At 63.2% G+C, this 18,065-nt stretch carries 25 protein-coding genes; 11 read left to right on the top strand and 14 right to left on the bottom strand.

Annotation, left to right across the window (positions count from 1 at the left end):
* The 3 genes from RMO25_RS11605 to RMO25_RS11615 all read right to left on the bottom strand — a co-directional run.
* Positions 1-198: beta-lactamase hydrolase domain-containing protein (locus tag RMO25_RS11605; RefSeq protein WP_309662763.1), on the bottom strand; the 198-nt coding region annotated here is incomplete at its 3' end.
* Positions 122-1,921, bottom strand: a complete 1,800-nt coding sequence (gene recQ / locus RMO25_RS11610) for a DNA helicase RecQ (protein WP_309662764.1) — start codon at positions 1,919-1,921, stop codon at positions 122-124. The genes RMO25_RS11605 and recQ, both read right to left, overlap by 77 nt.
* Entirely contained in the window at positions 1,918-3,732 is a 1,815-nt protein-coding gene (locus RMO25_RS11615; protein ID WP_309662765.1) for an ABC transporter ATP-binding protein/permease, read from the bottom strand. Before RMO25_RS11615 ends, recQ begins: the two co-directional genes overlap by 4 nt.
* A gap of 91 nt (positions 3,733-3,823) precedes the next feature.
* Between RMO25_RS11615 and RMO25_RS11620 the strand changes: the two genes are divergently transcribed.
* The 6 genes from RMO25_RS11620 to RMO25_RS11645 all read left to right on the top strand — a co-directional run bounded on the left by RMO25_RS11620 (position 3,824) and on the right by RMO25_RS11645 (position 6,691).
* On the top strand, positions 3,824-4,075 hold the full coding sequence (locus RMO25_RS11620) for a hypothetical protein (RefSeq protein ID WP_309662766.1): 252 nt from the start codon (positions 3,824-3,826) through the stop codon (positions 4,073-4,075).
* A 335-nt stretch (positions 4,076-4,410) separates the two neighbouring features.
* Complete coding sequence (locus RMO25_RS11625) at positions 4,411-4,596, top strand: PspC domain-containing protein (protein WP_309662767.1); 186 nt, start codon at positions 4,411-4,413, stop codon at positions 4,594-4,596.
* Positions 4,597-4,695: 99 nt separating this feature from the next.
* Positions 4,696-5,232, top strand: coding sequence for a peroxiredoxin (locus RMO25_RS11630; protein ID WP_309662768.1), 537 nt, complete (start codon positions 4,696-4,698; stop codon positions 5,230-5,232).
* Between the two features lie 140 nt (positions 5,233-5,372).
* Positions 5,373-6,092: a transglutaminase-like cysteine peptidase gene (locus RMO25_RS11635; protein WP_309662769.1), complete on the top strand. Its 720-nt coding sequence runs from the start codon at positions 5,373-5,375 to the stop codon at positions 6,090-6,092.
* 99 nt (positions 6,093-6,191) lie between these two features.
* Entirely contained in the window at positions 6,192-6,449 is a 258-nt protein-coding gene (locus tag RMO25_RS11640; protein WP_309662770.1) for a hypothetical protein, read from the top strand.
* A 110-nt stretch (positions 6,450-6,559) separates the two neighbouring features.
* On the top strand, positions 6,560-6,691 hold the full coding sequence (locus tag RMO25_RS11645; RefSeq protein ID WP_309662771.1) for a hypothetical protein: 132 nt from the start codon (positions 6,560-6,562) through the stop codon (positions 6,689-6,691).
* A gap of 8 nt (positions 6,692-6,699) precedes the next feature.
* Here the strand turns inward: RMO25_RS11645 and RMO25_RS11650 are convergent, their stop codons facing one another.
* Positions 6,700-7,053, bottom strand: coding sequence for a gamma-glutamylcyclotransferase family protein (locus tag RMO25_RS11650; protein ID WP_309662772.1), 354 nt, complete (start codon positions 7,051-7,053; stop codon positions 6,700-6,702).
* A gap of 205 nt (positions 7,054-7,258) precedes the next feature.
* Here RMO25_RS11650 and RMO25_RS11655 point away from each other — a divergent pair, with 205 nt between their 5' ends.
* Complete coding sequence (locus RMO25_RS11655) at positions 7,259-8,233, top strand: hypothetical protein (protein ID WP_309662773.1); 975 nt, start codon at positions 7,259-7,261, stop codon at positions 8,231-8,233.
* A 68-nt stretch (positions 8,234-8,301) separates the two neighbouring features.
* Here RMO25_RS11655 and RMO25_RS11660 read toward each other — a convergent pair whose 3' ends face one another.
* Positions 8,302-8,709 (bottom strand): GFA family protein, encoded by a 408-nt coding sequence (locus tag RMO25_RS11660; RefSeq protein ID WP_309662774.1) that lies wholly within the window; start codon positions 8,707-8,709, stop codon positions 8,302-8,304.
* A 148-nt stretch (positions 8,710-8,857) separates the two neighbouring features.
* Between RMO25_RS11660 and RMO25_RS11665 the strand changes: the two genes are divergently transcribed.
* Positions 8,858-9,292 carry a nuclear transport factor 2 family protein gene (locus tag RMO25_RS11665; RefSeq protein WP_309662775.1) on the top strand — a complete coding sequence of 145 codons (435 nt, stop codon included), beginning with the start codon at positions 8,858-8,860 and terminating at the stop codon, positions 9,290-9,292.
* Between the two features lie 88 nt (positions 9,293-9,380).
* Here the strand turns inward: RMO25_RS11665 and RMO25_RS11670 are convergent, their stop codons facing one another.
* Positions 9,381-9,809, bottom strand: coding sequence for a MerR family transcriptional regulator (locus RMO25_RS11670; RefSeq protein WP_309662787.1), 429 nt, complete (start codon positions 9,807-9,809; stop codon positions 9,381-9,383).
* A 213-nt stretch (positions 9,810-10,022) separates the two neighbouring features.
* Between RMO25_RS11670 and RMO25_RS11675 the strand changes: the two genes are divergently transcribed.
* On the top strand, positions 10,023-10,475 hold the full coding sequence (locus RMO25_RS11675) for a YaiI/YqxD family protein (protein ID WP_309662776.1): 453 nt from the start codon (positions 10,023-10,025) through the stop codon (positions 10,473-10,475).
* A 111-nt stretch (positions 10,476-10,586) separates the two neighbouring features.
* Positions 10,587-11,918 carry a hypothetical protein gene (locus RMO25_RS11680; RefSeq protein WP_309662777.1) on the top strand — a complete coding sequence of 444 codons (1,332 nt, stop codon included), beginning with the start codon at positions 10,587-10,589 and terminating at the stop codon, positions 11,916-11,918.
* Between the two features lie 23 nt (positions 11,919-11,941).
* Here the strand turns inward: RMO25_RS11680 and RMO25_RS11685 are convergent, their stop codons facing one another.
* The 4 genes from RMO25_RS11685 to RMO25_RS11700 all read right to left on the bottom strand — a co-directional run bounded on the left by RMO25_RS11685 (position 11,942) and on the right by RMO25_RS11700 (position 14,980).
* The gene (locus RMO25_RS11685) at positions 11,942-12,445 is read right to left on the bottom strand and encodes a PilZ domain-containing protein (RefSeq protein WP_309662778.1); all 504 of its coding nucleotides are present in this window, start codon (positions 12,443-12,445) and stop codon (positions 11,942-11,944) included.
* Positions 12,446-12,567: 122 nt separating this feature from the next.
* A complete protein-coding gene (locus tag RMO25_RS11690) occupies positions 12,568-13,455 on the bottom strand; it encodes a hypothetical protein (RefSeq protein WP_309662779.1) in 888 nt (295 codons plus the stop codon).
* A 325-nt stretch (positions 13,456-13,780) separates the two neighbouring features.
* A complete protein-coding gene (locus RMO25_RS11695) occupies positions 13,781-14,266 on the bottom strand; it encodes a GAF domain-containing protein (RefSeq protein WP_309662780.1) in 486 nt (161 codons plus the stop codon).
* 228 nt (positions 14,267-14,494) lie between these two features.
* Positions 14,495-14,980 carry a nuclear transport factor 2 family protein gene (locus tag RMO25_RS11700; RefSeq protein ID WP_309662781.1) on the bottom strand — a complete coding sequence of 162 codons (486 nt, stop codon included), beginning with the start codon at positions 14,978-14,980 and terminating at the stop codon, positions 14,495-14,497.
* 133 nt (positions 14,981-15,113) lie between these two features.
* Between RMO25_RS11700 and RMO25_RS11705 the strand changes: the two genes are divergently transcribed.
* A complete protein-coding gene (locus tag RMO25_RS11705) occupies positions 15,114-15,272 on the top strand; it encodes a type II toxin-antitoxin system RelE/ParE family toxin (RefSeq protein ID WP_309662782.1) in 159 nt (52 codons plus the stop codon).
* Positions 15,273-15,299: 27 nt separating this feature from the next.
* Here the strand turns inward: RMO25_RS11705 and RMO25_RS11710 are convergent, their stop codons facing one another.
* The 4 genes from RMO25_RS11710 to RMO25_RS11725 form a co-directional block, all read right to left on the bottom strand.
* Positions 15,300-16,202 (bottom strand): hypothetical protein, encoded by a 903-nt coding sequence (locus tag RMO25_RS11710; protein WP_309662783.1) that lies wholly within the window; start codon positions 16,200-16,202, stop codon positions 15,300-15,302.
* A 19-nt stretch (positions 16,203-16,221) separates the two neighbouring features.
* Positions 16,222-16,443 (bottom strand): hypothetical protein, encoded by a 222-nt coding sequence (locus RMO25_RS11715; RefSeq protein WP_309662784.1) that lies wholly within the window; start codon positions 16,441-16,443, stop codon positions 16,222-16,224.
* A gap of 148 nt (positions 16,444-16,591) precedes the next feature.
* Positions 16,592-17,044, bottom strand: a complete 453-nt coding sequence (locus RMO25_RS11720) for a nuclear transport factor 2 family protein (protein WP_309662785.1) — start codon at positions 17,042-17,044, stop codon at positions 16,592-16,594.
* Positions 17,045-17,207: 163 nt separating this feature from the next.
* On the bottom strand, positions 17,208-18,065 hold an 858-nt coding region (locus RMO25_RS11725), incomplete at its 5' end, for a phosphomethylpyrimidine synthase ThiC (protein ID WP_309662786.1).

Raw genomic sequence — 18,065 nt, forward strand, 5'->3', positions numbered from 1 at the left:
GCTGAGCGGCTGGTCCTCGTCTTCGAAATCGGGGCGATTATTAACAATCATCGTCACGCCCTGACGCTGAAACTCCGCGACGTCAGCGGGCATGATTTGCCCGCTGACCAACGTTTTGTCGTCAAGCACGCGCAGCATCGGTGGCCTCCTCGTGCAAATTCTCGTGGGCCGCGACGGCCGCGAGCATCGCGTCGCCATACCGGGCTAGCTTGGCTTCTCCAACACCATTGACCCCGGCGAGTTCCCGCAGCGTGGTCGGTCGGATGGCGGCAATATCGCGCAACGTCGAATCGTGAAATACGACATAAGGCGGGACCCGGGCCGCCGCCGCCAGCGTCCGCCGGGCCTCACGCAAAGCCTCGAACATTGGATCTGACGGACCTTCGTCGCGGGTTCGGCGCGATCGACGCTTCCGAGGCGGCGGGACGGCGATCACCAGCGCTTCCTCGCCTTTGAGGATCGCCTTGGCGTTGGGGCCGAACGACAATCCGCCATAAGCATCGGCGCGCAGGGCATCACGAGCAATCAGCGCCTGTGCGACCGGCCGAATGAGCGCAATTTCTTCGGCGCTGGCAATGCCGAATACCGACAGCTTGTGATGGCCAAAACCACGCACTTTCTCGCTGCCGTTGCCGGCGAGCACTTCGGCCAGATGCGCAACGCCGAACCGCATTTCGGTGCGGAAGGCTGCGGACAGCAATTTGCGCGCGACTTCGGTCGCATCGATGGTTTGCGGCGGGTCGAGGCAATTGTCGCAATTGCCGCAGTGGTCGGGCGCCGAGTCGCCGAAGTGCCGCAGCAAGATGGCGCGTCGGCAACTCGCCGTCTCGACCAGACCGGCGAGCGCATTCAACCGTTCGCGCTCGGCCGGGCGGCGGTCAGGCTCGACTTCGGTTTCAATTCGCTGCCGGGCTCGGGCGAAGTCTTCGGCGCCCCAGAACAGCCATGCCTCGGCCAGATCGCCGTCGCGACCGGCGCGGCCGGTTTCCTGGTAAAAAGCCTCGATCGATTTGGGGATGCCGGCATGGGCGACGAAGCGCACGTCGGGCTTGTCGATGCCCATGCCAAAGGCGACGGTGGCGACCATTACCATCTCTTCGGAGCGGACGAAGGCAGCCTGATTGCGGGCGCGGACCGGCGCCTCGAGCCCAGCATGATAGGGCAGCGCGGGCCGGCCAGTCGCCGCCAATTGCTCGGCCAGCCGCTCGGCTTTGTCGCGGCTTTGGGCATAAACGATGCCAGGTCCCGGCTGATCGATGAGCAGCTGCTTAAGCTGGGCGCCGATGCCGTCGCGCGGGCGGACATGATAGCGGATGTTGGGCCGGTCGAACCCGGCAAGAATCAAGCCAGCTTCGGGGATGCCAAGCTGGGTGAGGATGTCGGCGCGGGTGCGGGCGTCAGCGGTGGCGGTCAGCGCCAGGCGCGGCACGCCAGCATGAGCGTCGAGCAGTGGTCTCAGCAGGCGATAATCCGGCCGGAAATCGTGACCCCATTCACTGACGCAATGCGCTTCGTCGATCGCAATTAGCGCCAGCGGGACCTGCTCGATCAGCCGACGGAAACTCTCGGTCGTCGCCCGCTCCGGGGCCACATAAAGCAGGTCCAGTTCACCGGCACGAAATTTCTCGACGGTCGCATCGCGGTCGCTGTCTGCCGAAGTCAGCGAAGCGGCGCGAATGCCGAGCTGTCCGGCCGAGCGGATCTGGTCGTGCATCAGCGCGATCAGCGGCGATATGACCAGCGCGGTGCCGTCGCGGACCAGCGCGCCAAGCTGGTAGCACAGGGACTTTCCCGAACCGGTCGGCATCACCGCCAGCGTGTCCTCGCCGGCGATCACTCGCGACACGACCTGTTCCTGGACGCCACGGAAAGCATCGAACCCGAACACGCTTTTCAACAGCGGCAATGGGTCGTGCTTCACTCCGCAGCCTCGGCGGTTTCTTCTTCTCGCTCGGCCGCCTGGCGGCACCACAGCTCGGCGTATAGCCCTTCGGCTTCGAGCAATTCGTTGTGCGTGCCGCGCTCGGCGACCCGGCCGTTGTCGAGCACGATGATCTGGTCGGCGCCGATCACCGTCGACAATCGATGGGCGATGACGATCGTTGTGCGATTGCGCGACACCCGATCGAGCGTGTCCTGAATCGCTTGCTCGGTCCGGCTGTCCAATGCGCTGGTCGCTTCATCGAGAACCAGGACCGGCGGATTTTTGAGCAAGGTGCGGGCGATCGCTACGCGCTGTTTCTCGCCGCCCGAAAGCTTGAGGCCGCGCTCGCCGACCATCGCGCCATAGCCATCGGGCAAAGCGGCAATGAAATGATCGATCGCCGCGCCGCGCGCCGCACCTTCGATCTCCGGCTGGCCGGCGCCGTCGCGGCCATAGCCGATGTTATAACCGATGGTGTCGTTGAACAGCACCGTGTCCTGCGGAACGATGCCAATCGCGCCGCGCAGGCTGGCCTGCTGCACGTCGGCGATGTCCTGGCCGTCAATAGTGATGCGCCCGGCGGTCGGGTCGTAGAAGCGGTAGAGTAAGCGCGCGAGAGTCGACTTGCCCGCGCCGGATGGTCCAACCACCGCGACCGTCGTCCCGGGTGGAACGTCAATGTCGAGACCCTTCAAAATCTCGCGCTCGGGGTCGTAGCCGAACTGGACGTCCTCGAACCGGACATGACCCTTGGATACGACCAGCGGGGCAGCGCCGGGCGCATCGGTGACCTCGGCGGGCGTGTCCAACAGGTCGAACATCGCTTCCATGTCGATCAATCCCTGGCGGATCGAGCGGTACACCCAGCCGAGCATGTCGAGCGGCCGGAACAGCTGCATCAACAGCGAATTGACCAGCACGACATCGCCGGGCGTGAACCGACCCTGGCTCCAGCCCCAGACAGTGAAGACCATGGCGCCGGCCATCATCATATTGGTGATCAGCGACTGGCCGATATTGAGCCAGGCCAGCGAAACCTCATTCTTGACCGCGGCCTTGGCATAAGCGCCGATCGCCTCGTCGTAGCGCCGTGCCTCGCGCTCCTCGGCGCCGAAGTATTTGACGGTTTCGTAATTGAGTAGCGAGTCGACCGCGCGACCGATGGCGCGATTGTCGACCTCGTTCATTTGCCGCTGCACCTGCGCCCGCCAGTCGGTCACTTTGCGCGTAAAGGCGATATAGACGGCGACGATGGTCAGGGTCGCGGCGACCAGCCCGGGGCCGAACTTGATCCAGAAAATGATGCAGATCGCGCCCAGCTCGATAACCGTCGGGGCTATGTTGAACAGCAGGAAATAGAGCATCATGTCGATGCTTTTGGTGCCGCGCTCGACGATCTTGGTCAGGCTGCCGGTGCGCCGTTCGAGGTGGAAACGCAGCGACAAATCGTGGACGTGGCGAAACACTTCGCCGGCCAGTCTGCGCGCGGCGCGCTGCCCGACTTTTTCGAACAAGGCGTTGCGCAGGTTGTCGGACAGCACGCCGGCGAAGCGCGCCGTGGCGTAGCCGGCGACCAGCCCGGCAACGACGCCGAACGCAGCCGTGCCGGCCGACATGCGGTCGATGATCGCTTTATAGGCGAACGGCATCAGCAGCACCGCCCCTTTGCCCGCCAGCACCAGCAGCACCGCGGTAATCACCCGCGCCTTCAATTCGGCCTCGCCCTTGGGCCACAGCATCGGCAGGAAGCGCAGCAGTGTGCGATAGCCGCCGTTGCCTTTTGCTGTGCCTGCCGCTGCGGTCGCCATTCGCCCTAGGTAGGAACGTCCATGGCAGCGGGCAAATTATTATAACGAATGGTCGGGAACCGTTGAATTAATCAGATGTTTTTGCAGGACTATGGGACCTGGCTACTTCATCATTGCCATTCTTGGCTGCGCCGACGGCGGCACTGGCTGCGCTCCTGTGGCGACGGTCCCGACGCATTATCCGTCGGAGGCCGCCTGTTCGGCTGCTGCCCCCGACGCGCTGATCGACAATAGCGACCTCGATTTCCCGACCCTGGTCGCCGAATGCCGGCCGATTGCAGCCCCTGCGTCGGCATCGGACGATCGTCCCCAGCCAACTCCGGCGGCCGTCCGGAGGAGCTGAAGCGCCTTTTCGGCGGCGGCAAATCTCCCAGCCCTAGTTGGCAAAATTCACCATGTTGCGGCGTTTCAGGCTAGATACGCCCGGCAAAAGAGTCCGCTCACTACTGTAATCGCGGTATTTTTTCCACTTGGCACGCTTCCTGCAATGTTGATGGCGTGGGCTCGCTCAAGGGTCCTCGACACAAAAAAGGGAGATACCAATGTTCACGATGTTTGCACCCAGTCGCGAGACTGCCGCTTCGCTTGCCGCAGCGTTCGTTACCGCGCTTTTGTTCGTCAGCGCCGCCGTCGGCCCGCTGCCGATTGCTTGACCCCCGTTTCGAATTGAGAGATAAAATGAACCAGCGTTTCGTTCTCAACCGTGAGCAGGGCAAGGTGATGGGCGTTGCCGCCGGCCTCGCCGACTGCATCGGCATCGATGCTCTCGTCATCCGCCTCGGCCTGGTCATCGCTACCCTGATAACCGGCCCGGTGATGATCTTGCTTTACATCCTGACCGGCTGGCTCGCCTCCGACCGCTAGAGCTTGGTTGGCTTGGCGGTCATCCGCAAGACGGTCGCGCAGCAAGGCATAGCGCTGCGTTGCCTGTGCCGCTATTCACCGCCGCAAAGGAGTTACCGCATGAACAAGCAGCTCATCGCTATGGTATTGGCAGCCATAGTGGCGTCCCCCGCGATGGCGGCCCTTCCGGTTGGATCCAAGGCGCCCGATTTCGTCACGACCGGCGCCGTCGCCGGCAAGCCGTTCAAGCTGCATCTGGCGCGCGAGCTCCGTAAGGGGCCGGTCGTACTCTATTTCTACCCCAAGGCCTTCACCAAAGGTTGCACGCTCGAGGCGCATGCCTTCAGCGAAGCCAGCGGTGATTTCCGCAAGGCCGGCGCCCAGGTGATCGGCATGTCGGCCGATGATTTGCCAACGCTCCAGCGTTTCTCGGTCGAGGAATGTCGCAACTCGTTTCCGGTGGCGACGGCATCGGGCGCGACGATCAAGGCCTATGACGTCGCGATGCCGGTCGTCGGGGTACTGACCACGATGTCGAACCGGACCAGCTATGTGATCGGTCGCAACGGCCGGATTGCCTTTGTCCATTCGGATCTCGACTGGAGCAAACACGTCTCTGAATCCCTCGCCGCGGTAAAGGCACTCAAGGAAAATTAGAGAATTTCCTCCGTTCATCCCGGCCCCGTAACGGTTCACCGTTGCTGGTTAAGTTTCGGTTTACCAAGCACTTCCGTAACGTCTCTGCGAATGTTCCTCTTTCGCCCGGGGATTTGGCATCTCGGCCGAAAAGGGGAACAATGCGACATTTCCGGATGCTCAGGGCGCTCGTTGGCGGCGCCGGACTGGCGGCCTGCATTGTCCTGCTCGCCGGCCAGGCGCGCGCGGAAGCAGAGAGCAATGTGACTCCGCCGATTCTCGTTACGGCCCAGTCGCCCATGACACCCAGTCTGTTTGGGACCATCGCCTTGCCGGTCCGCGCTGAACGCTATGCGGCAGGGTGGCGCCGGGCTGGCCTCGACGCTTCGTTCTTGCCTTCGATGCAGCAGCTCGTTGCGCCTGCATGGGGGCTAAGCCGCGAAGACCAGATGGCCTATGTCCAGGCGGCGGTGACGCGTAATATTCACTGGATGTCCGATGCCACCGAGTGGGGTCGTCACGATTATTGGGCGAGTGCCGCCGAAACCCTGGAGCACGGCGCTGGTGACATGGAAAACCGGGCGATCGTCAAAATGCAGGCACTGCGCACCTTGGGCGTCCCGTCGCGCGACCTTTACATGACCATTGGCCGCGACAAGGTCGGCGGGCCGATCACTGTCCTTCTTGTCCGCATGGGGCGGCGATTCTACGTTCTTGATGATCTTGGCGGCGCGCCGATTCCCGCCGAGCGCAGGTTTGGGTTTGAGCCGATGTTGACGCTTGGCAGCAATGCCGCCTGGATTCACGGCCACCCTTACGCCAAGGCCGCTTGGGCCGGCGGCTCGTCCACGAGCGTTCCGAAGGCGGGCGCTCCAAGGTAGACGAAGCAGCCCGCAACCGATAACTGCTGTTGCGCTGTCGGAACCAATCGCACCTGTCGTGCGCTTTGTGACGGCTGTTTTTGCAACCAGGGGAATATCATGAAGATCACTACCACTCTTGCCGTCGCCGTAGGCCTTGCCGCACTGGCCGGCTGCAACCAAGCGCCGAAGGAACAGGTCGCCGACAATATCGAGGCCAACGCCGACATGGCAGCCGACAATATGGTCGAGAATGCGGACGCAATGGCCGACAACATGCAGGCGAATGCCGAGAACGCGGCTGACGCCACCAAGGCGGCCGGTGACAACGCTGCCGATGCGGTTCGCAATGGCGCCGCCACCACCAACGCCCAGTAATCTTACTGGTCAGTTTTGACGGCGGGCGCCTGTCGCAAGACAGGCGCCCGTTTTCATGTCTATACTCTGTCCCTGGGCGCGTGCGCGCGACCCGAGCTGGGAGAATGATCATGGCCAAAGGCCAGAAGAAATCGAACAAGGAAGCCCGCAAGCCGAAAGCCGACAAGGGCAAGAAGCAGAACGCATCCAATCCCTCGACGAAGGAAGGCGTGGTCCGCGGCCTTGAGAACTTCAAAAGCTAATTCGGCGCCTAAAGTCCCGGTCCGACGTAAACAAACGCCTGGGTTCCTGAATCCAGCATAACCTCGACGCGGGCGTAGACGTCGACTTCATAACGGTCGGTCGCTGCAAGCTCGTCCTCGGTCAGCTGGAACACGACTCCCGGAATCCGATCAGCAGGGTCGCCGCTGTGGCGAGCGATATTGTGCACCGCCTTGCCTGACACCCGCACGATTTTCGGGTCGCTGATGGTCAAGGGCTCCAGCCGGTAACCACCAAGCACGTCAGGCCTGCCCGCGAGTGTCCGGCCGTAATTCGCTATCTGCACCTCGCTTTGCTGCAAGGTGCCATAAGCGAATAAGCGCACGGTCGAAGCGCCGGTCATGACGGCCAGCCTGAGCTATGGCAGCTGGGCGCCGGCCCTGATTCGCGCGTAACCGACGGGAACTGCCCATAAATCGTGAAATAATTGAAATATTTCATGTGTTGGCTACACTCAAATTACGTTCGTTTGGTCGATTTTACGCGTCCATAATGCTTAGGTCTGCGTTGACCACCACATGACCCACAGAAAAACAATTCGCCCCGCGATGACCGCGATCGCCGCCGTCATTGCTCTGTCGTCCGCTTCTGCCTTCGCGCAGACCGCGGACGTCCCAGCCGATCCAACGGCCACGCCCATTGTCGACGTTACCCCGGCGCCGGTGGCGACCGATACGCTCGCTCCCGCCGTCGCGACGGCCGCCGAGCCGGTCGCTACCAAAACGACCGCCACCACAGCCCGTAAAGCAACGGCAACGAAGACCACTGCCGCGCGCAGCCGGCCTGCGCCAGTGCATTCGACAGCCACAGCAGCTGCACCCACTGCAGTTATTGCCGCTGCCAATGCCCCGATGACGGCGGTTGAACCATTGCCGATCGCGCCCGTTGCTGCCCCGCCGGTGGCGACCGCGCCGGTGGCCCAGGCCCCGGCGACCGCGTCCAGCATCGACGTGCTCCCGACCGCGGAGCTTGGTGGTCTTGGACTGCTCATTCTTGGCGGCGGTGCTTTTGCATTCCGCAGCCGCCGCAGGCGCCGTGCGGAAGAGGCTCAGGATGCCGAATGGCAGGCGAATGCCGACGCGCAAGCAGCCGCCGACGCCGAACTTGCGATGGTCGCCGAGCCCGAGCCCGCTCCGATGGAGCCCGCGATCGCCGCGCCCGTCCTGGCGGAGGCGAGTGCGCCGTCGGGAACGGAGTTCATTGCCCCGCAGACCGATTTGCCGGAAGCTTTCGACATTGCGCGCTTCGGCCCCAATGTGCAGGACGCCTATCGCGGTCCGACCGAGGACAATCCGTCGCTTTCGCTGAAAACCAGGCTGCGTCGCGCGAATGGCATGGACCAGCAGGAGCGCAAGCTGGCTGACGAGGTTGAAGCCGTCACCGGCGAACCCATCCTGGACGAGACCGACACTGCGCAGTCGACCGACGCCGCAAATGCGAAGCCTGCCGTTGTGGACCAAGCCACCAGTGACCTCATCTTCGCCCACGGCAACGACAAGCCGAGTCCTGCCCTTACTCACTAATCGGGGACTGCAATTAAACGCGCCGCCGTCCGAAAATTCGGGCGGCGGCGTTGTTTTGTCTCCTGATCTCACTCGTTGAGACTGCTCCGTTCGCGTTTGGGCAGGCCGGGATGGAGCGTCTCCCATCCGATTTTCTCGCCAATCCAGATCTCGACGCCGGGCGGGAAGCGGTCGGGCTCGTTGAGCGTGCCGGTGGTAATATCGATGTGCTCGGGGCGCGAGGCGCGCCGATACCCAACCAAACTTCCGCACGCGTCGCAGAACAGCCATTGAATTCCTGGCGAGGAGCTAAAGTTGGCGGGCTCGGCGGACAGCCACGCGAACGCATCATTGGCGAACACGGCCCAGGCGACGTTGGTGCCGCCACTCGCCCGCCGGCAGTCGCTACAGTGGCACAAAGTCGCGGCGATTGCCTCGCCAGAGACGCGGTAACGCAGGGCGCCGCATAGGCAGCCGCCTTCGGCAGCGTCGCTCATTGGGCAGTCGCTTGTATCACTGGTCGAAAGGTCCCCAGTCTTGGTCGATACCCCTTAGCCGTTGTGGGTCGAACCATGCCAGCCGGGACACGGACCCACGCGCGAAAAGGGGGCGAAGATGCGTTTTGGAATTTCAGTTGGACTTGCGTTGGCAAGCCTGGGCGGAGCGGCCGATGCCCGGCCCATTTCCGACCGGGCGCTCGAACAGCAGCTGACTGCCCTCGAACGACAAAGCTGGGTCGCGTGGCAGGCCATGGACGCGAAGTTTTGGAATCGCTTCTTGTCCAATGATCACGTCGAATTGAATGGCTTCGTCGGCGTGACCGGCAAGCAACAAGTGATCGACGGCATCGCCAGTGGCGCTTGCAAAGTGAATAGCTACACCGTCGACCGATTCTCGTTTCGCCGCTTCGATGCGAACACCGCCTTGTTAATTTACCGCGCTGCTCAGGACACCAGCTGTGGCGCGTTCAAGGTGCCGAGCCCGGTGTGGGCGTCATCGCTTTACCAATTGCGCGGCGGCCGGTGGCAGAACGTCCTCTACGGGCACAGCCCGGTGCTGGAACCGCCCAAAAAACACTGACGCCAAATAAGGGAAGCAGGCCTGACCCGCAGGCCCTCGGGTACCTCTATCGAGCCTGAACGCGGAAACGATCCCCGCTCAAGCCAAGCTAGATCCCGTCGAACGCCTCGAGGATGGGACAGGGGCCTTTGCGGCCGGAAGCGCAGGTTAAGCGCAGGCGTTCCAGCGCCGCGCGAGATTGCTCCAGCTCGGTGATGCGAGTGGCGAGCGCCGTGAGGCGCTCGGTCGCCAGTTCGCGGACGCGGGAGCGGTCTTCCGTGCGGTCGAGCGTTAGCAATTCGCTGATTTCGTCGAGGGTGAATCCGGCCGCTTGGGCGCGGCGGATGAAGCGCAGGCGGCGCACGTCATTGGCATCGTAACGGCGGATTGCGCCGGCGCTCGCCGGCACCACGAGCAGGCCGCGGCGTTGATAATAACGCACCGTCTCAACCCCCACGCCCGCTGCCGCGCCGAGGCGGGCGATGGTCAAATGGGCTTGTTTTGCGCCATCGAAATTCGATGCTTGACTCTGTACCATGGTACAGACGGTAGAGAGGTCTTTGCCACAAGGCAAACCCATAAGAAACATCAGGAGAATGACCATGACCGAAGCAAAGACAACCAGCCCCACCTGTATCTGCAAGTCCGGCGGCTGCCGCTGCAATCCCTGCACTTGCAAGAATTGCAGCTGCTGACCATCAACGGGCCGCGTCAGCAATGGCGCGGCCGCTTTCGTGCTAGTCCGTCACCGATGAGCCGAATCCTGATTGATGCCGATGCCTGCCCGGTGAAGGATGAAGTCTATCGCGTCGCCTTCCGGCGCGCGGTTCCGGTGAGCGTCGTCAGCAACAGCCGGATGCGCGTGCCCGATCACCCTTTGGTCGAGCGGGTCGTGGTTTCCGACACGTTTGATGCTGCCGACGACTGGATCGCGGACGAGGCGGACGCCCAAACGGTGGTGATCACCGGCGACATCTTGCTGGCCGACCGCTGCCTCAAGGCCGGGGCAATCGTCCTTGGCCACAACGGCAAGCCCTTCACCGCCGGGTCGATCGGCGGTGCCATCGCGATCCGGGCGATCATGGCCGATTTGCGCGCCGGCGGTGACATTGTCGGCGGGCCGCGGCCGTTTGCCAAGGCTGACCGCTCGCGGTTCCTGCAGGCGCTGGATGGGGCGTTGGTGCAGTTGGATTCTGGGCGGTGACCGGATCCTGGCCGCCCGCCCGATAAAATAGATCCCCCAACATTCCGCCGTTTTAACCCTTTCTAAGGGGCCGGGGCGCAGAACCGTTTTCGGAGAGAGCGGAGATTGACCATGGGCGTACCGGGTTCCGACATGCACGCCGCCGATCAGTCGGCGACGGACAGTCTGTTAAATGCATTGAAGACCATCGACCCGTCCAACCGGAGCCGGCACGCCAGCGTCCTCGATTATTGGCTGTCGATCCGCGGCGACCGCGAATTCCCGCCGCTGCACGACCTCGATCCGCTCAAATTGTCCGATGCCGGGCCAGGCAGCGCGCTGCTCGAACTGATCGGCGGTGGTGAAGACGCGGAAATCCGCCATCTCGGCGAGACGCTCAAGATGGACGTCACGGTCGAACGGATCATCGACGCGCCGAGCCCCTCGATCCTGTCCTGCATCGCCAAAAAACTGTCGATTGTCGCCATCTCCCGCAATTATCTCGCCTTTGAAGACCAATTCCTGACCGCCGATTCGGTCACCCGCTGCTGGGTGACGCTGCTGCCCTTGAGCTCGGCCGGCGCCTGGGTCGACTATGTCTACGCCTTCGTCACTTTTGACACCGTGGCGGCCGAAGCCATCGTCGAGACCAATGTCGAGGCGGCGCCCGAAATACTGCTGGACACCGCCGCAGCACCGGAGCCGGATTTCGTCGCCAATGACGTCGAGGAAGCGACGGCCATTCCGCCCATTGATAGCGAAGAGGTTGAGCCAGTCATGGAAGACGCCGAACAGGCGGCCGAGGTCACGCCCGACAGCGTCGAGCCGGCCCCGCCCGAACTCGAACTCGAGACCGTCGTGGCGCCCGAACTCGACCCCGAACCCACCGCTGAGCCTGAGCCCGAACCGGCGCTCGAAACCGCTGCGGGATTTGCGGAACTGAACCTCGCCAACGTCAGCCCGGACGGCTTTTACGGATCGCAAACGGTCAAGCTCGCGCCAAACCGCCAGCCCGTTCCCATGGCGCAAGCACCGGCTGCCCCAGCGCCGTCGGAGGAGGCAAAGCCGGCGGAGCCCGCGCTGGCCTCGGACGGATCGTTGCAAGCCAAGCTAGCGGCGGCCAGGGCCAAGGCTGACGACGCCCGCATGGCCAAGCTGGCCAGCAATGCCGCGCTCTACGAAGGGTTGGGCGCCGCTTATGATTTCGCCCTCGACGCCGAGGATAATGCCGAGGAATATCTCAAGATCGTCGAAGCCCATGGCCTCAAGATCAAGCTGCGGCAACCGATGCAACCGGTCATGAAACTCGCCTTTGACGGCATGTGCGATGATGCCACCATCGCCCGCCTCGAAGCGGTCCTGGCCTGGGCGTTCGATAATGAGCTGCCGCGTGGTTCGCTAGCGGCACAGATCGAAGCCGCGGGCGGCATTGCCCGCATTCTCGGCGGAGCGTCGCCAAAGTAAACGCGCCGGATCAGGGCGCCGGCTTAAGGCGTCGCTGGCTTCCCGCCCCGGCCACCGCTTTTGGCCTGGCCGAGCCGCAGGCCTTCGACCACCGCATCGACCGCACAAGCTTTGGACAGTTCGGCGAGGGGGTGGATGTTGGCGTCGTCGGCCTGCCGCGCCAGCCACAATGTCCGCGTGGCGATATCGCGCAATTCATTGACCCGGCTCTGGGTCGGCAGCTTCTGGTTTTCCAGCAGCCGGTCGAGCACCGCGTCCGCTAACGGCTTTTCGAATTCGAGCCCGACGAATTCCTGGCAGTGCCAGACGACACGGCAATATTGCGATTCGAGGCTGGCGATGTTGAGCCACACCCAGGCATCGACGGCGACGGTCGACGAATATTCGACGCGGCAGCCGTGGGTTGAAATGTCGATCAAGCGGACGCTAGCCTTGCCGCGGCTGCCTTCGCGCATCGTCGCGGCGAGGTTGAGCGCGGCCCGGTTGGCGCGCCTGCGGTCGGGCTGAATGTTGGCGGTTTGGGTCATGGCGATCCTGCTTTCACCCCCTTGTCCGCCCCGAAAATGAACAAATGGTAGCTTTTGCGGCGTGCGGTCAGGGCATTTCCTGCGGCAAATCCCGCTACCCGACCGCGTTATGGCCATCGGCGTTACCGCTGTTCGGGCGGCACCTTGGCCATTTCCTTGACCATCCGGTCGCGGATTTCGGTGCGCTGCGTGCCGGCGATGACGTCGCCGCGCACGTCGAACAGGGCTTTGAGGAACATTAGGTCCCACCAGGTCAGGCTTTGCGGTGCGTCTTGCGGCCGGACGCCCGGGTTGAACAGGCTCATGACCGAGGACGACGGCGCTACCCGTTCCTTCAATTGAGTCGGGGCCAAGCCACGAACCAGGGCAAAGTCGGCCAGCTGCCGGGTGGAGACGTCGCGCAAGCCCCGGGTTTCGATGATGACGACGGCGGCCAACAGGCGGCTGCGGGTGGTGGTGGTGAGGCGCGACGGGGACGACGTCGTGAACAGGCGCGGGAAACCGTCGCCGTCGAACCGCAGCGGCACGCCGTCGGCGCCGATCACGTCGCTGATCTGCCAAGCGGCGACCGGCGAGGCCGACGATTCGAGCCGCTTCACGCGATCGTTGCCGATGCCATAGAAATAGGCCTGTTTCTCGCGGCGCATCCCCTCGATCATGGCCTTTTTGTCGTCGACCACGATGAGCATCAAATTGGCCGTGCAATGGCCGCTCGCCAGCGGCACGGCGGCGGCCGCCGCGACCTGCCGCAATCGCGCCATGACCTCGCCCTTCAAATTGTCGGGCAGGCCGATCACCGACGGGCACAGCCGGTCTTCAAAACGGCCAAGCTGGGCGTCGAACACCGGCGGGATGACCTTGTCGAGATAGTCGTTGGCGGGCTTCCGGCGGTCGCGGAGGCCCTCGACGACGATGGTCTGGCTGGATTCGCTGGGCGTGGCCGGTGCGGCGGCGCCAACCGAGACGGCGCCAACCGAGAAGGCGGCGGCCAGCATCAACACAAATGACATCGACCCTCCCCCGATCCGGCGATTCGCAGACCGAATGACGTGTGTTCCCGGGGTCTTATCAAGCGACCGCCGTCCGGCCAGCGCGTTTCGACGAGTGGACGAGCGCCGGCCCCGAAGGTTGCTAAAGTCACTCCCCATCGCGCGTGGGCGCGCGAGCGCACGGGCGCGCGCGGGGCGGACGGCGGCGGGCAGGGGATAAAAGAGCAAGGTCGGGTCAGGGTCACCGCCGAGGGTAAAGCGGACCAAATCCAAATAGGACAGCGAAATCGGGCCTACCGCTCAGCAAGCTGACGAAGAATCGCCTGGCCCCGCTCCGCCGTGTCGATCAGGCGGGGGACCGGGCTTCGCGCCTGGCTTCTGACAGGATCGCGCCCACTTCCTTCGCGTAGCGGGTGAACATTGCGACGATGTCGTCGTCGGCCACGTGCCGGGGGGCCGGGTCGAGGGCGCACAGCGTGCCGAAGAAACTCCCGTCCTCGAGATAGACCGGGAACGAGCAATAGCTTTTGAAGCCGTAAATGACCGGGACCGGGTGCCGCGACCATTTGATGTCGTCGCTGACATCGTCGATCACGACGGCTTCACCGCTGTCGCGGATCTCTTCGCAGATCGTCTCGTGGATCTTGAGCTCGCCGCCGGGATCGAGCCCGAACGCGATCCGATCCTCGACTAGGCAGGCAATCCAGCGCTCTTCGGTGACCCGGGCGACTGCCGCGAACCCCATGTTGGTCGTGGCGCAGATGTCGCGCAGGATCGCGTGCAATCGCTCATCGCGCCCAAGCGCGATGGCATCGGCTTTCAGTTCCGGCATGCCCCGCCCCCCTTCTACCGGGCACGATTGAGCCTAAAGCCAAGGGGTTGCAAGGTGTTGGGTCATCAGGATTGAGTGCACTGTCACCGTAATCGAGGTGGTGACTGGGCCACCGCCGTTCACCAAGGCGAACCGGTCGCGGTTTTTTGCAGGCGTTGGATGAGGCGTTGGTGAAGCTGGCGATGTGACGGGGGCCGCGCCGGGCGTGGCGCAGCCCCCGTTCAGCGATTAATGGCCCGCCGCGACCGGGGCGAAATTGGCGTGGACCAGCATCCACTTGCCGCCTTGCTTGACATAGACCCGCGAAGACTTGGCGAGCGACGGATTGACCTTGCCGTCCGCCGCGCGCCGAAGGCCGGCGAAATTGTAGGTCAGGATCGCGGTATCGCCGTACACCTGGACGCGCCCGTTCTGCATGTCGGAGAACATCGCTTTGTCGTTGGGTGTCACCTCTCCCATGCGGGTCGCCATCGTCTTGCCGACCAGCAGGGTCGGGAATTCGCCGTTGAACTCGGTATAGTCGTCGGCCAGCGACGCATTCTGCTGGGCCATCGGCTCCCCGGCGATTTCCGATGCCCATTGGGCACGCGCCAGGGCCATGATTTCGGCCGCGACCTGCGGATTATCGGCGGCCCGAACGGGCGTTCCAGCCATCAGCAACAAGGCCATCGTCCCGACGGCGGCGCCGCGGGACCAGTTCGTGAATTTCATCATATTGTATCCTCCGCTTTCAAGAAACGCAGAAGGGGCGACAGACCGGCTGGACAGACTTCCCCAAGGACCGCCGGCTCACGTGCGGTCGGCCTGTTGGCGGTGAGAGTCAATTTCGGGCGCGATCGGCGGCGCATTGGCCAGGGGACATGCCGGATACTGGCGCGGGCGCATCGGCGATTATCGCGTGGTGGCGCGGATCGAGGTCGAGCGGATCACGGTGCTGGTCGTGCGCGTCGCCACCGGCGGGAGGTTTATCGGTGAGGGATTGGGTTTAGGGCATTTAGTCAACTGACACCGTAATTAATGCCTTTGATTTCTTTCATTGCTGCTTTCCGTCGCCAATCGCGTCGCAAGCCCGCTGGCCCTGCCAGTCGTAATCTTTTTGTTTAGCCGCCGGCGGGATCACCTCACGCAGGCCTACGATCCTCCATTGGGAACCGCCAAAATCCGCGATCGTCTTCGCGACGTTTGAAGCGGTCGGATTGTCGCCAACAATGACGAAACGATCATTTCCCAAATTCCTATTCTTCTCACCGAACAAGAAAGCCTTCATGATCGCATGGGCATTGTTGAGGTCCGGCGAGACCAGATTGAACTCTCCTGGGATGACTGCCCTGGTCATGGTGAGGACGCGCCTGAATTCCTTGAGATCATCCTCGTAGTCGGGGTCGTTTTTGGCGGAAAGGAACAGTCGCTGCGTCCATCCGGAACCCTCGACCTTGGGGAAAACGACGCGCTTTTCCAGCTCCATGGCGAAATTCATCCACGTCTTTCGATTGCTCTCTATTGGCGCCGAAAGGGGGACGGCGGCACGTGCCATCCGCCACTTCCGTTCCGAGCAAATCGCCTCCACTCGTGCTTTCCCGATATTTCGGGCTTCAGTCCAGGCGGCTTGGTCGCGCGGTGCGAAGGTCTGAGCGGCGGGATCAAACAGCAAGTCCACAAAACGCATCTGGTCGCCGTAATATTTGCCATTCGGGACGGCGATCTGGAAATTGAATCGATGGGCGCTCGGGTCGTACGAGATTGCGCCACGCCAATGAATATTGTCACTGGTCTGGATCAGCGCTCCGGCAAAGTCGGCAGGGAGGATCTGTGCCAATGACCAGGCTTGCAGCTTCGTACCGTCCGGGCCCAACAGCTCAACAACGTCATCGCCCAACCCGGAGCCGCACCAATCGTCGGCCAGGATGATGTGGCGACCATCGTTGCTGACCGCCATGCCCATCGGTTCATATTGATCACAGCGTCGACCATTTCTGAACCCGCTTCTTCCCCGGCCCGACCTTGAACAGCGTCAGTGTTGGCGCTTTCGGATTTCCATTCAGCTCGTCCGTGGTTTTGGGATCGTCACTGCAGCTATCATCAGAACAGTCGCGCTTTTGGGGCGTGAACTGGACCGCGAACGTCTTTGCCGGCGACAGTACGGCTCTTTGAAATGGATCGACGCACTCGTCGGCCAAGGCGGGTCCTGCCCAAGCAGCAAGCAATACGAAGACGCATAACTGACTCGTCCAACCCATGAGGCCCCTCCAGCCAAAGTCACATCATGGCGCAGGCACGTACAGCTCACCACCCCGGTCGTGGAAGCGTTTGCTCATCTAACCCACCTCAACACCCCGGCCCACGGCACCCCAGCGTGACGTAGGTTTCCGACACCACCTTCCATTCGCCGGTCGCTTTTGACCAGTGGACGAAATAGCTGCCGAAGGGGCGGGATTCGCCCGCGGGGAGGTGGTCGATGCCTTCCCACGTGCCCGCCTCCGCCGCCCGCCAGACGCCTTTGCGCGCGCCGACTTCAATCTTGCCGGGGGTGCGGACGTAGCGGTCGTGGCCGGGCCGGGCGAATTCCTCGGCCCAGGCCTTGCGGTCGTCGTCGCGGCTGCGGTCGATGCCGCTGTTGCCGCCGACCAGCACGAAATCATCGCCGACGATCCGCATGGTCGCGTCGAGGTCATGCGCCGCGAGCGCACGATTATTTTGTGCACGCAATTCGCGGATGGCGGCGATGTCGTCGGACTGCGCCGCGTAAACTTCGCTTCGGTTAATCTCGTCGCGGATCAACGCGCATGGATTTGCGGCATTGCAGGGTGGATGGGTCGCCGGGCTGATGTTGCGACAGCGATCAACCAGTTTCTTGGCAGCAGCTGACCCTATCTCACTTGTGCAGGTGGGCCGAGCGCTGAGCTGGGTGCCGAGTAATAGTGCAACGCCAAAGATTGCCGCCCTAGTTAGCAGGGACATAAAGCTCGCCTCCCTCGTCGTGGAAGCGCTGGCTCATCTCATCCATCCCCTTTTGCGCCGCTCGCGCGGCGTCGGGGCTGGATATGCCGGGTTGACCTTCGGTCGTCTCCGTCCCGGTCTGCGCCAGTCCTTCGACTCCGGCTTCTTCCGCTGGGCCCCCTCCACCAGCCTTCGGCTGGTCCCCCTCCCCGTTCCGGGGAGGATTGAGTTTGGCAAATTCTCGCACTTCGGCGGAAATCTTCATCGAGCAGAATTTGGGGCCGCACATGGAGCAGAAGTGGGCGGTCTTGGCGCCCTCCGCCGGCAGGGTCTGGTCGTGATAATCTTCGGCGGTGTCGGGGTCGAGCGACAGGTTGAACTGGTCGCGCCAGCGAAAGTCGAAGCGGGCGCGGCTCAAGGCGTCGTCGCGTAGCTTGGCCGCCGGGTGACCTTTCGCCAAATCCGCGGCGTGGGCGGCGAGCTTGTAGGTCACCACCCCGACCTTGACGTCGTCGCGGTCGGGCAGGCCGAGATGCTCCTTGGGGGTGACGTAGCACAGCATGGCGGTGCCGAACCAACCGATCATGGCCGCGCCGATGCCGCTGGTGATGTGGTCGTAGCCGGGGGCGATGTCGGTGGTCAGCGGGCCCAATGTGTAGAAAGGCGCTTCGCCGCACACCGCCAGCTGTTTGTCCATATTCTCCTTGATCTTGTGCATCGGCACGTGGCCGGGGCCCTCGATCATCACCTGGACGTCGTGGCCCCACGCGACCTTGGTCAGCTCGCCGAGCGTGTAGAGCTCGGCGAACTGGGCTTCGTCATTGGCGTCGGCGATGCTGCCCGGGCGCAGGCCATCGCCCAA

The organism is Sphingomonas sp., assembly GCF_031361285.1.
In the GTDB taxonomy this organism is placed as follows: Bacteria; Pseudomonadota; Alphaproteobacteria; order Sphingomonadales; family Sphingomonadaceae; genus Sphingomicrobium.